This window comes from Cupriavidus sp. 05L310 (assembly GCF_056398185.1).
On record NZ_JBFTOX010000087.1, the window covers coordinates 14,728 to 27,247 of the forward strand.

Annotated in this window: 9 protein-coding genes and 1 pseudogene; 2 read left to right on the plus strand and 8 right to left on the minus strand. The window is 62.1% G+C overall.

Features of this window, described 5'->3' with window-relative positions; all coding sequences use genetic code 11:
• Positions 1–125 precede the first annotated feature (125 nt).
• The 5 genes from AC1DS6_RS39185 to AC1DS6_RS39205 form a co-directional block, all read right to left on the minus strand.
• Positions 126–1,622, minus strand: coding sequence for an efflux transporter outer membrane subunit (locus tag AC1DS6_RS39185; RefSeq protein ID WP_477104513.1), 1,497 nt, complete (start codon positions 1,620–1,622; stop codon positions 126–128).
• A gap of 1 nt (position 1,623) precedes the next feature.
• Positions 1,624–4,788 carry an efflux RND transporter permease subunit gene (locus tag AC1DS6_RS39190; protein WP_477104514.1) on the minus strand — a complete coding sequence of 1,055 codons (3,165 nt, stop codon included), beginning with the start codon at positions 4,786–4,788 and terminating at the stop codon, positions 1,624–1,626.
• A gap of 14 nt (positions 4,789–4,802) precedes the next feature.
• Positions 4,803–6,029, minus strand: a complete 1,227-nt coding sequence (locus tag AC1DS6_RS39195; protein WP_477104515.1) for an efflux RND transporter periplasmic adaptor subunit — start codon at positions 6,027–6,029, stop codon at positions 4,803–4,805.
• Positions 6,030–6,506: 477 nt separating this feature from the next.
• Positions 6,507–6,860 carry a hypothetical protein gene (locus AC1DS6_RS39200; RefSeq protein WP_477104516.1) on the minus strand — a complete coding sequence of 118 codons (354 nt, stop codon included), beginning with the start codon at positions 6,858–6,860 and terminating at the stop codon, positions 6,507–6,509.
• Position 6,861: 1 nt separating this feature from the next.
• The gene (locus AC1DS6_RS39205; RefSeq protein ID WP_477104517.1) at positions 6,862–7,536 is read right to left on the minus strand and encodes a heavy metal response regulator transcription factor; all 675 of its coding nucleotides are present in this window, start codon (positions 7,534–7,536) and stop codon (positions 6,862–6,864) included.
• Between the two features lie 288 nt (positions 7,537–7,824).
• Between AC1DS6_RS39205 and AC1DS6_RS39210 the strand changes: the two genes are divergently transcribed.
• On the plus strand, positions 7,825–8,829 hold the full coding sequence (locus tag AC1DS6_RS39210; RefSeq protein WP_477104518.1) for a COG4280 domain-containing protein: 1,005 nt from the start codon (positions 7,825–7,827) through the stop codon (positions 8,827–8,829).
• Positions 8,830–9,046: 217 nt separating this feature from the next.
• On the opposite strand, the gene AC1DS6_RS39215 is transcribed toward AC1DS6_RS39210, so the two are convergent.
• Together AC1DS6_RS39215 and AC1DS6_RS39220 are read right to left on the minus strand one after the other, a co-directional pair.
• Complete coding sequence (locus AC1DS6_RS39215) at positions 9,047–9,940, minus strand: NAD(P)-dependent oxidoreductase (RefSeq protein WP_477104519.1); 894 nt, start codon at positions 9,938–9,940, stop codon at positions 9,047–9,049.
• 329 nt (positions 9,941–10,269) lie between these two features.
• The gene (locus tag AC1DS6_RS39220; protein WP_477104520.1) at positions 10,270–11,253 is read right to left on the minus strand and encodes an aldo/keto reductase; all 984 of its coding nucleotides are present in this window, start codon (positions 11,251–11,253) and stop codon (positions 10,270–10,272) included.
• A 161-nt stretch (positions 11,254–11,414) separates the two neighbouring features.
• On the opposite strand from AC1DS6_RS39220, the gene AC1DS6_RS39225 reads away from it, so the two are divergent.
• The gene (locus tag AC1DS6_RS39225) at positions 11,415–12,317 is read left to right on the plus strand and encodes a LysR family transcriptional regulator (RefSeq protein WP_477104521.1); all 903 of its coding nucleotides are present in this window, start codon (positions 11,415–11,417) and stop codon (positions 12,315–12,317) included.
• A gap of 82 nt (positions 12,318–12,399) precedes the next feature.
• Here the strand turns inward: AC1DS6_RS39225 and AC1DS6_RS39230 are convergent.
• Positions 12,400–12,520 (minus strand): annotated as a pseudogene (locus AC1DS6_RS39230) (IS630-like element ISCARN39 family transposase); the annotation flags it as partial.

Here is a 12,520-nt window from a genome sequence, read left to right on the forward strand (position 1 = left end):
GCCGCTATTCCATTGCCAGCACGCGGGCATCCAGGCGCAAATCGTCGCACCCTAGGGGACAAAGCAGCACTTCCGCCACGCCGCGGACCGTGAAGCGCTGCGCATCGTTTCAATGGTGGCCCATGTCATAGAACCGTCGGGGACGGTGAACCCGCCGTTGCGCTTGCCGTCGCGGTGTCAGCCGGCCGTGGCTCGTCCCCGGTGCGCTGGATCCAGCCGCCCCCGAGCGAGCGGTACAGGTCGACAAGACTGGTGAGGCGGTTCAGGCGTGTCGTGACCAATGCCAGTTGTGCGTTGTACAAGTCGGTCTGCGCGGTCAGTACGCTCAGATAGCTGTCGGTCCCGCTCGCATAGAGCATATTTGCCAGCTCCAGCCGACGCTGCTGGGCATCGGTGTAGCGCTGTTGCGCTACCAACTGATCGTCGTAGGTCCCGCGCGCCGCAAGCCCGTCGGAAACCTCGCGGAATGCGGTCTGGACGGCCTTCTCGTATTGCGCGATGCCGATGTCCTTCTGAACCGTAGTGACATCCAGGTTGGCTTGATTCGCGCCAGCGGTGAAGATCGGCATCACCAGCGACGGTACGAAGGACCATGCACTGGATCCCGCTGCGAACAAGCCGCCGAGTGTCGCGCTGGCAGTGCCGAGCGCGCCTGTTAATGAGATGCGCGGAAAGAATGCCGCACGCGCAGCGCCGATGTCCGCATTTTCTGAACGCAGGACTGCTTCGGCCTCCAGGATGTCCGGGCGGCGCTCCAGCAGGTCCGAAGGCAGTCCGGCTGGTATGTCGGCGAGGATCGGCTGGGCGCCCAGCCTTACAGGAGGAGGCAGGTCGAGCGGCAACGGCTCGCCGACCAGCAATACCAGCGCATTCTCGGCCTGCGCGCGCAACCGGATCTGGGCGGCGTAGTTGGCTTGCGCCTGTTCCACGGTAGTCTGTGACAGGCGTAAATCCAGCTCCGACGCGGTGCCTGTGTCGAATTGCAGTTTGACGATTTTGTATGCCGCCTGCGCAGTCGTCAAGGTACTCTGCGTCACCGCGAGTTGCTCGTCATACGCCAGAGTGGTGAGGTACTGGTCGGCGATTTGGGACACCAGCAGGATCTCCGCAGCCTGACGCGCGTGCGCGCTTGCCAGGTACTGCTCGAGCGCCGCATCCGTCAGGCTTCGAAGGCGGCCGAAAAAGTCAATCTCCCAGGAGGCAGAGAGACCTGCCGAATAGTTGGAAGAGGCATTCGCATTGCCGGTGGAGCCGCCTCTCGACGCGCTCTTGGTCGAAGCGCTCGCGCCGGCGCTTACCTGCGGATACAATGCCGCGCGCTCGATGCGGTATTGCGCCTGGACTTTCTCTACGTTCAACACTGCGACGCGCAACTCACGGTTGTTCACCAGTGCGAGCTCGACCAGCCGCTGCAGGCGAGAATCAGGAAGGAAATTGCGCCAGCCGATATCCGCGGCAGGCAGCATTGTGCTGCCTGCCCCGACTGAGGGGGCCTTGTAGGCCTCGCCTGCGGGAAACACCGTAGCCACCGGCGCTGCCGGCCGCAGGTACACCGGCTGCAGCGAGCAGCCGGCTGCAAGGGTCATGAGTACCGCACCGGCGGCGCATCTGTATAGCTTCATTTCAATGTCCTCCCGCGGTAAGGTCGGGGGCCGCCGTCGAGGGCGTCGCCGGCGGGGACGGTTGCTTCTTCCTTGCCAGCTTGTTGCTGATCACGACATAGAACATCGGGATCATGAACGTCGCCACAAACGTGGCGGTCAACATCCCGCCTATCACGCCAGTGCCGATCGCGTTCTGGCTGGCCGAGCCTGCACCGTGCGCCAGCGCAAGTGGCAGCACGCCCAGCACGAAGGCCATTGAGGTCATCACGATCGGCCTCATCCGCATGTGTGCCGCTTCGATTGCCGCCTGGACCGCTGTGAGGCCTTGCGCGTGACGCTCACGTGCAAACTCGACGACCAGGATCGCATTCTTTGCCGACAAACCGATTGTGGTGAGCAGGCCAACCTGGAAGTACACGTCGTTGGACAAGCCCATCAATGAGGTGGCACCGAGCGCGCCCAGGATCCCGAACGGCACCACCATGATGACGGAGACCGGAACCGTCCAGCTTTCATACAAGGCGGCGAGGCTCAGGAACACCACGAGGATCGATAGCCCGTACAGAAACGGCGCCTGCGAGCTCGACTGCTGTTGCTGCAATGAGGTACCCGTCCACTCGAAGCCGACGCCCGGGGGCAGTTGCTTCGCAAGCCGTTCCATGGCAAGCATTGCCTGCCCGGAGCTCTTTCCCGGTGCCGCCTGGCCCTGGATCTCCATGGCCTCGACGCCGTTGTAGCGCTGCAGGATAGGCGGGCCGTATGTCCATGCCGACGTGGCGAAAGTGGAAAACGGAACCATGGTACCGCCGCTGTTGCGCACATAGAGTAGGTTCATGTCGTCCGGGTTCATCCGATAAGGGGCGTCGGCTTGCACGTACACCTTCTTGATGCGGCCGTCGGTATCGAGGAAGTTGTTGACATAGCGCGAGCCCCAGGCAGTCGAGAAGGTCTGATCGACGTCGCTTATGCTGACGCCCAGGGCGGCGGCTTTCTCGCGATCGATTTTGACCTTGAACGTGGGATTGTCTTCTTGCCCGCTAAAGCGTACCTGTGCGAGGTCCGGATCCTGATTTGCCAGGGCAAGGAGCTGGTCTCGGGCTTTGACTAGCGCGGCATGACCGATCCCGCCGCGGTCTTCGAGCTCAAAGTCAAAGCCGGCAGCGACGCCCAAGCCTCGGATCGGCGGTGGGCTGACGGGAAAAATGGTGGCATCCTTGTTCGAGGCGTAACGCTTGATGATCCGCTCGGAGAGCGCCTTGGCGGTCAGTTCGGGAGTGGTCCGCTGGCTCCAGTCCTTGAAGCGTACGAACAACTGACCTTGGCTCTGACCGCGTCCGGCGTTGTTGAAGCCGTTCACCATGAAGGTAGCGTCGACCATGGCCGCTTCGTCCTTCAGCAGATAGTTGCTCACCTCGTCGAGTACCGCGCCGGTGCGCGCCTGCGTGCCGCCTGGCGGCGTCTGGACCTGGACGAACATAAAGCCCTGATCCTCGTTTGGCAGGAACGACGTAGGCAGGCGGACGAACATCACGCCCACGGCCCCCACCACCGCCGCATAGATGAGCAGCCAACGTCCCGACCGGGCGGCGACATGACGCACACCATGCACATACTGGTCCCGCCCCTTGTCGAAGGTGCGGTTGAACCACCCGAAGAATCCTTTCTTCTCAGCATGGCCCTCGCGCGGCGGCTTCAGGAGCATTGCGCACAATGCGGGCGTGAGCGAAAGCGCGACGAACACCGACAGGAGCATCGATGAAACGATGGTGAGCGAGAACTGGCGGTAAATCCCGCCGACCGTGCCGCTGGAGAACGCTACCGGCACGAACACCGCGCATAGCACCATGGCCACGCCGATCAGCGCACTGCTGATCTGTCCCATCGCCTTGCGGGTTGCCTCCAGGGGGGACAGCCCTTCCTCGTGCATCACGCGCTCGACGTTTTCCACCACCACGATGGCGTCGTCCACCAACAGGCCGATTGCAAGCACCAGGCCGAACATCGACAGCGTATTGATCGTGAAGCCAAGTGCCGACATCACGCCAAACGTGCCCAGCAAGACCACCGGCACGGTGATCGAGGGAATCAACGTGGCGCGGATATTCTGCAGGAACAAGTACATCACCAGGAAGACCAGGACGATGCCTTCCAGCAGGGTCTTGACAACATCATCGATGGAGACCTTGACAAAAGGCGTGACGTCGTTCGGGTAGACCACCTTCAGCCCGTGCGGAAAATATGGCTCCAGTTCCTTGATGCGTGCGCGTATCGCGGCGGCCGTGACCAGCGCGTTTCCCCCTGGTGCCAGCTGGATACCAATGCCGGATGCCGGCTGGCCACTGTACTTGTTGTCGACGTTAAAGCTCTCCGCGCCGAGATTGATGCGCGCGACATCTCGCAACCGTACCTGGGAACCGTCCGGCAGCACCTTGAGCAGGACGTTGCCAAAATCCTCGCTCGTTCGCAGCAGCGTTGATTCTGTAATCGTCGCGCTCAATTGCTGATTCTGCACGGCCGGCGTACCGCCGAGCTGGCCCGCGGAGATTTGCACGTTCTGGCTTTGCAGCGCCGTAGTGACGTCGATCGGGGTAAGCGAGTAGCTATTGAGCTTGGTCGGATCGAGCCAGATCCGCATCGCGTACTGCGTGCCGAAGACGTTCATGTTACCGACGCCATTGATTCGGCTGATCGGATCCTGAACATTGGAGACGACATAGTTCGCGATGTCGAACTTGTTCATGCTGTTGTCGGCCGACACAAAGCCGATCACCATCAGGAACGCGTTAGTAGACTTGGTGACGCGGACACCCGACTGCTGAACCTGAGCCGGCAGCAATGGCACCGCCAGCTGCAGCTTATTCTGCACCTGGACCTGTGCGATGTTCGGGTCTGTTCCGCTGGCGAACGTGAGCGTGGTGGTCGACTGGCCGGTATCGTCGCTGGTCGATGACATGTAAAGCATGTTGTCGATCCCGCTCATCTGCTGTTCGATCACCTGGACCACGGTGTTCTGCACTGTCGTCGCCGAGGCGCCCGGATACGTGGTGCTGATCTGCACCGAAGGCGGCGCAACCGGCGGAAACTGCTCGATCGGCAGCGACTGAAGCGCCAATGCACCTGCCAGCATGATGAGGATAGAGAGGACGATCGCGAAGATCGGCCGGTCAATGAAGAATTTTGCCATTGCGAAGCCCGCCCTTATTTTGCTTGCGCAAGCTGGGGTGTTCGCGGCGTCGCGGGAGCGCCGCCCGTGTCTGCACTTGCAGCGGCCTGCGCGGTGCGGCTCGGGGCCTCGACCGCGTGCACCAGCTTACCGGACTGCACGTTCTGGCCGCCGGCCACGATGATCCGATCGCCCTCCTTCAGACCGCCGGTGACTACCCACTTGTCGCCCAGCATGGTCTGCGTCTGAATCGTGCGTTGCACGACTTTGCTGTCAGGACCGACGACAAGGGTGGTGGCTTGGCCCTGCGGGTTGTGGCCAACGCCGGGGATGGGGACGAGAAGCGCGTTATCATTCACGCCCTGCTCGAAGCGGGCGCGCACGAACATGCCCGGCAGAAGGACATTTCCTGGATTCGGGAAGAGCGCGCGTACTGTCACCGACCCGGTGGCCGGGTCGACAGTAATGCCGCTGAACTGGAGCGTACCGCTGATCGGGTACTGCGTACCGTCCTCCAGCGTGAGCGTTACCTTGGCCTGGTCCAGGCCATTCAGCTTTACCTGGCCACTGGCGACGTCGCGACGAAGCTGCAACCCCGCGACGCTTGCCTGGTTCAGGTCGACATAGATCGGATCGATCTGCTGCACGGTGGTCAGCAATGTGGCGGCGCTTCCTTGCACATAGGCGCCCTGGGTGACCTGCGAAATGCCACTGCGGCCCGCAATCGGCGATACGACGTCGGTGTATCCCAGGTTGAGCTTTGCGATCGTAACCGCCGCCTTGCCGGCCGCGACATCGGCGGCGGCCTGGCTCTGGGCAGCGACCGCATTGTCGTAAGCCTGTTTGCTGATGGCGTTGCCGGCAATAAGGACCTTGTAACGGTCCGCCTGCGCCGTCGTCATGGCGAGATTCGCTTCCGCTTTTTGCAGCGTCGCTTCCGCGCTATTCAACGCGGCGCGATACGGTGCCGGATCGATCTGGTACAGCGGTTGGTTCGCCTTGACATCAGCGCCTTCCTGGAAGCTACGCTTTTGTATGATGCCATCAACGCGAGCACGGACCTGCGCAATGAGGTAGGCGGAGGTGCGGCCCGGGAGTTCCACGGCGACCGGAACGCTGGTCCGCTTGACGGTGACCACCGTGACTTCCGGAGTCGGTGGCAGCGAACTCGCGCGCTTTGCGGGACCGCAACCCGCGAGCGAGAGCACTGCCAGCGTGGCGGCAAGACAGGCACAGCGCCAATGTGTTTTGCGAAGATACATAACTCCAACCCCAGTTTGTGAAGAGCGGCAGTTGCACTTTGCACGAGCGCGAGTTAAGGCCGGATTGGGGGTTGGTTAACAGTTGTTAATGTCTGACGGAAGGGAGTGAGCGGACCTGCGCGGGGCGCGCAGGAGATCCCGATTGCGGTGGGTCGATGGCGGGCGGGGCTTCCCGGAGGTGATCAACGTCATATTCTCCGCCCCCCAACGTCGGAACACTGCCGACGGGGCCAGTTTCGGGCTGTCGTGGTGGTGCTCACAATCGAGCTCGCGTGGCCATTCCTGGGCGGACCGCGGGTGAGCGCACTGGCGCAGGTGCATATTGAGTGTCGAGCCAAAGCAGTGCGTGAACGCAATCACGCCGATGTGCGCCCCGGGGACGGGGACTGCACCGCGTGCCGATGGGGCAGTGATGCCGGCGGCGCCCAAAAGCCGCTCCTGCTTCCTGCAACCGCGCGACCGATCTCGGGGGCCGCCTTAAGGGTGTTCCTGCGCGTGCGGGAGCAACACTTGCGTGCGCACAGCCGCCAGGTTGCAGATGGGCGTGCGGATATCATGCGCCAGTTCGGCCGCCAACCGGGAAAGCCGCTCGAAGGTCTCGCGCGTGGGCCATGAGCGAATTGCCTCGAGGCCGAATGGAGACGCGGGCGCGCCCTGCCCCATCAGATCCTCGCGCACGCCTCCCGCCTTGCGCAGCAACTGCGCATCGTCGCGGCAGATCACCTGCGTAGCCAGCGCGCGATACCGGTAAGTGCCCGCGCCTCCAAACACAATCGCAGCGACCAGGCAAAAGGCGAACGCCAGGCGGGCGATGAGCGGAAGAGCCCGCACCTCAGGACTGCCGGCGCTCCAGCACATAGCCAATGCCGCGCACGCCATGGATCAGCTTGGGCTGGAAATCGTCATCCATCTTGGCGCGCAGGCGGCACACCGCCACGTCCACGGCATTGCTGTCGCTGTCGAAATTCATCTCCCAAACGTGGGAAGCGATCTGTGTGCGGCTCAGGACCTCGTTTTGCCGGCGCGCAAGGAAATGTAGCAGCGAAAACTCGCGCGGCGTGAGTTTGATGTTGCGCCCTGCACGCGTCACGCGGTGGCGGATCAGGTCGATCTCAAGGTTTTCGATCGCGATGCGGTCAGCCTCACGCACCGGGCCCCGTCGCAGCAGCGTACGCACCCGCGCCAGCAGCTCGACGAAAGCGAAGGGCTTGACGAGATAGTCGTCGCCCCCGAGTTTCAGACCACGTACGCGATCCTCTACCTCGTCACATGCGCTCAGGAACAGCACCGGCGTGTCCTTGTGCTGACGCAGTCGCTCGAGCACTTCCCAGCCGTTCAAGCCGGGCAGCATCACATCCAGGATAATCAAGTCGTAGCTCACCTCCACCGCCTGGTGCAGGCCATCGGTGCCGGTCACGGCCAGGTCGACGACGAAGGAGGATTCAGTGAGCCCCTTGCGCAGGTATTCGCCAGTCTTTGGCTCATCTTCCACTACCAGAATTCTCATGCTCGTCCCCGTCTAGCCAATGCCGGCAAGGCGCGCCGCGCTTACCTTGCATGCTTGGATGATAGCCCCAGCCACGGTGGCCTTGGATGACAAATCCGTAATTGAATTGACAGCGTTTCCGGGCCCTTCGCTCCCTAGAATCCACTGCCGTAGCTCCCTTGCGCTACGGGCGGACGACGAATTCAAGCTTTGGCGCTGGTGCTGGAGGCCTGCGCATTGCCTGAAGAGCGGGCCTCACCGTCCCTGCGCCCTGAAGAAAATCGTCAGCCTGGAAGATAGGAGAGGAACATGATGCAATGGACTTCGGCAGGACCATCGATACTCGCAGCATTCATGGCCTCCATGGTCGAGTTTGTGGAGGCGCTCACCATCGTACTGGCGGTTGGCGCCGTCCGCGGCTGGCGTTCGGCGCTGCTGGGAACAGCGGCCTCGCTAGCCGCTCTGACGCTAATAGTCGTAGCACTAGGCTCCGCGCTCGCCAGGATTCCGCTGCCGGTGGCCCAACTGGTCGTCGGTACCATGCTGCTGCTCTTCGGTCTGCGCTGGTTACGCAAGGCAGTGCTGCGGGCGGCGGGCATCTTGCCGCTGCACGACGAAGCGCAAGCGTTCGCTCGGGAAACCGATGTCTTGCGGCGGCAAGGCAGGCCATCCGGCGGGGCGATCGATGCGGTGGCCTTCGCGACCGCATTCAAGATCGTGATGCTGGAAGGGATCGAGGTGGTCTTCATCGTCATTGCGATTGGTGCGAGCGGGCGAATGATCTTGCCTGCGTCGATTGGCGCTGCCCTTGCCTTGCTGTTCGTTGTGGCGCTCGGGTTTTGGCTGCATCGGCCGCTGGCCAGGGTTCCGGAAAATGCCCTCAAGTTCGGTGTTGGTGTCATGCTCGCCGCTTTCGGAACCTTCTGGGTGGGCGAGGGCATCAACGTTTCGTGGCCGGGCGAAGATTGGGCAATCCTGGCGCTTATTGGCGCCTTCCTCGTTGTTGCGCTGGGCATGGTTCGCCTCTGCGGGCTTCTGCGCAACACGTCCCCCGCATTGCAAAATGCAACAGCCGCCGCTCGTCCGCCCGCTCAAGGCCGTCTCGCGAAGGTGACCGAGGAACTGGTGGGACTCTTCGTGGACGACGGCTGGCTTGCGATCGGCGTGGTCCTCTGGGTGCTGGCAGCATGGAGGCTCGGAGCAATGCATGCTGTCCTTGCTGTGGCGGAGGGACCGCTGTTCGCGGTGGGACTGACGGCGCTGCTCGCGGCTAGCGCTGTCCGCCGTGCGTGCGCCCGAGCAGCGACCGAATAAATCGTTGTTCCTCCTCAATGAAGCGCCGCGCGCTCTACTCGAGCCATGTCTGGTCCCCACAGCACCACGAGCGTCGACGAGTTCGAGATTCGTCATCGTGGCCAGGCAACCAGAAGTGATCGCGGACGGCTATGATCTTTTATGGGCAAAGACCCTAAGACTATGCCGCTGAGCCGCAAAGACTGGAAGACATGACGGTTCAAGCGGCGGGCGAACGCTAAACCTGCTTGCGCAGCCCTGCTTCAGTCAATGCGCAAAGCGCAAATGCAGACCAGTCGTGCTCAGCGCCAATGCCTTGCGAGCGCACAGCAAGGAAGCGATCGTGAACGAGGCTCGCGAGCGGCAGTGGAACGCCAAGCGCTTCGGCGGCCGCCAGCATCAGGCGATTGTCCTTCTGGCCGAGGGGGAGTGCAAAGCCTGCCGGCTGGAACCGCTGCGACGCGATCATCGGTCCATAGATCTTGTACGGCGGCGCGTTAAAATTTGAACTAGTCAGCAGTTCAACGAAGCCCATCGGGTCGATTCCGGCCTTGGCCGCCACCGCGCATGCTTCGCCCAACGTCTCGATGATGACGGACAGCATGAAATTGCCTATCAGCTTCACAAGGTTCGCCTGCGACGGATCGGCACCAACGATACCGACGGACTGCCCCATCTGTTGAAGTAGTGGCACCGCAACGCTCAGATGCTCGTCTGTGCCCGCGGCCACGATGAAGAGCTTGCGCGCCGCGGCTGCATCGGGTCGGCCAAACACCGGCGCCGAAACGAATCCCAACCCGGCTTCCCGATGCAGCACGGTGAAATCCTGTGCGGTGGCCACGCCAATCGTGCTCAGCGAGATATGCAGCGCGCCCGGTTTCAACCCGGCAAGAATCCCCATCTTGCCGAACGTAACCGATGTGAGTGCGGCATCGTCGGCTACCATTGTAAACACGACGTCTGCCAAATACGCAGCCTGCGCGGGACTTTCCGCGACCGTGGCACCAGCCGTGCGAAGCGGTTCGGTTCGTGCAAGGCTACGGTTGAAAACGTGCACCTTGTGCCCGTCCTCGACAAGGTTCATGGCAATCGCGGCGCCCATTGCACCAAGCCCGATGAAACCAATCTGCATGATGAAACTCCGAATGATGAACTATGCTGACAAAGCAGCGCTCAGACTGCAGCCAGATGGATTTGGTGGTTGAATTGAGGTTTCAGGTCGCCGTGCTCTCCAAATGCCGTTTTACCGTGCTCTTCCGGCTTCGCGATCGAAGCGGCCATCGAGCCGCTACTGATCTGATGAGTACGAGCGCATCAAGCGCAGTGATCTGATCGTTCATCTTGAACATAGGAAGAAACCACCAACATCCGCGCACGCGGGTTCCAGTGCGCTAATGCGCGAAGCGGGCGATGTCGGCTCGATCGCGTCGCCCATCCTCTGGCAATGAAAAATCGTTCGTCCTAGCGCAGCGACGGTGCCATGAAATCCGGACCGATTGGATCCGTCACATGCTGTGCGAGCAACGCATCGATATCGGCCTTGTCCTGCGCGCTCAACACCCATCCAAACGCGTCGTTGATGCCGCGTAACTGGTCCGGACGACGTGCACCCCACAGCGCAATGGTCGGTCCCTGGTCGAGAATCCAGCGGATCGCCAACGCCAGCACCGATTTGCCATGGCGCTCGCGAGCCAGCACTGCGAGCGCATCGACGGCCGCCAGGTACTGCGCGAAACGCGGCTGGTGGAACTTCGGGTCCACGTTGCGCAGGTCATCGCCGTCGAACGTTGTGGACTGGTTCATTCGCCCGGACAGCAGGCCACGGCAAAGGGCACCATAAGCCAGCACGGCAAGTCCATGCTCGCGCGCATACGGCAGAACGTCAGCTTCGATCGCTCGCTCGAACAGGTTGTATGGAGGCTGGACTGCCGCGAGCTTCGTGGCCGCCGAAAACGCGTCCATCTGCTGTGGCGAATAGTTGCTGACGCCGATGGCGAGTATCTTACCTTCGGCGCGGAGTTTTTCCAGTTCGGCCGCGGCTTCCGCGAATGGCACCAGTGTGTCCGGCCAGTGCACCTGATACAGGTCAATGTAATCGGTGCGCAACCGGCGCAATGAATCCTCTATTTCCTGTCGGATACGCGCCGGTGTCGAGTTGCGCCGCACGCCGCCATCGCCCCATTCGAGCGCAACCTTGGTCGCGATCACCGCACGCTCGCGCATACCGGTCAGCGCCTTGCCAACCACCTCTTCGGAATGGCCGAAGCCATAGACCGGTGCGGTGTCGATCAAATTGATGCCCTGATCGAGCGCATTGCGGATCGTCGCCACGGACGCATCGTCGTCAGTTCCGCCCCACATCCAGCCGCCTATCGCCCAGGTGCCCAATCCGATACGCGATACCGGGATAGGGATGCCTTCAATATGTGTCGTCTCGACGTTCATGTTTAATAACTCCAATCGGTGGTTGGCTCCGGGCGTCGGCCTGCCATCTTCTACCGCCCTGGACGCGTAGAATCTAACTCATATCTCGTTGAGTGGAATTCAACGCTCCATTGAAATAAGCGGCCCCGCCCCCCCTTTCCTCCTCCCCACTCCGGTCTCCCATGCCAGCTTTCACGCGTTCCGAACTTGCGGATCTGAATGTTTTCCTCACCATCTGCCGCCGGCGCAGCTTCCGGCAATCGGCCGTCGAATTGGGTGTGTCGACATCGGCGCTGAGCCACACTATGCGCAAACTCGAAACCAGGCTCGGCGTGAAGCTGCTCAACCGAACCAGTCGCTCGGTGCTGCCGACTGCGGCCGGCAGCGCACTGGCAGAACAGCTCGAAAAGGGCTTTGAGACTATCGGAGCGGCAATCGATCAGCTCGAACGCTACCGCACATCGCCGGTCGGCCGATTGCGAATCAATGTGCCGCGCGATGGGGCGCGTCTGCTGATCAGCCCGATCCTGCCAGCATTCCTCGATGCGTATCCGGACATCCAGCTCGACATCACGGTCGACGATCGCCTGATCGACATCATTGCCGACGGCTACGACGCTGGCATCCGCTACGGCGACACGGTCGCAGGTGACATGATCGCAGTGCCTCTGACGCCGCCGTTGCGCTGGGTGGTGGTGGGATCTCCCGCATACCTGGCGCGGCGCGGACGGCCAGGAAGGCCAGACGACCTGATGCGCCACTCGTGCATCCGGATGCGCATCGGCGACAACTCGCTGTATCGGTGGGAACTCGGCCATGGCCCGCAGGCGCTCGAACTCGACGTGCCTGGCTCAATGAGTGCGAACGAATCCGACACGGTCGTCGATGCCGCGCTAAACGGTGTCGGGCTCGCGTACTGCCTCGAACGCCGCGTCGCCGACGACATCGCGGCCGGTCGGCTTGAAGTGGTGCTGCCGGAATGGTCGGTCGCCGGTCCGCCCATGGTGATGTACTACCCGAGCCGGCGGCAGAAGCTGCCCGGCCTGCGTCAACTGATAGACATGATCCGCTCGGCGAACACGTGACAACACTTGAGGGTTGGAAGCGCGGGAGAGTGCCCTTCCCCCCTATGCGCGGCACCTATTGATCCTTGTATAAATGACGACATCACCACAACTCGGCCTGCTTCCAGCACGCGGCAATGATGTTGGCGCGTTGTTGTGCGCTGCGCAGCCGATTGCGGGCGGTCGTTTTGAGTTCGGTGAGCGAGTGTGGGCAGAAGTTGGCC

Bases quoted from the DNA above. Each gene is read 5' to 3' on its own strand.
- AC1DS6_RS39185 (WP_477104513.1), bottom strand. From the start codon at position 1,622: ATGAAGCTATACAGATGCGCCGCCGGTGCGGTACTCATGACCCTTGCA.
- AC1DS6_RS39190 (WP_477104514.1), bottom strand. From the start codon at position 4,788: ATGGCAAAATTCTTCATTGACCGGCCGATCTTCGCGATCGTCCTCTCT.
- AC1DS6_RS39195 (WP_477104515.1), bottom strand. From the start codon at position 6,029: ATGTATCTTCGCAAAACACATTGGCGCTGTGCCTGTCTTGCCGCCACG.
- AC1DS6_RS39205 (WP_477104517.1), bottom strand. From the start codon at position 7,536: ATGAGAATTCTGGTAGTGGAAGATGAGCCAAAGACTGGCGAATACCTG.
- AC1DS6_RS39210 (WP_477104518.1), top strand. From the start codon at position 7,825: ATGATGCAATGGACTTCGGCAGGACCATCGATACTCGCAGCATTCATG.
- AC1DS6_RS39215 (WP_477104519.1), bottom strand. From the start codon at position 9,940: ATGCAGATTGGTTTCATCGGGCTTGGTGCAATGGGCGCCGCGATTGCC.
- AC1DS6_RS39220 (WP_477104520.1), bottom strand. From the start codon at position 11,253: ATGAACGTCGAGACGACACATATTGAAGGCATCCCTATCCCGGTATCG.
- AC1DS6_RS39225 (WP_477104521.1), top strand. From the start codon at position 11,415: ATGCCAGCTTTCACGCGTTCCGAACTTGCGGATCTGAATGTTTTCCTC.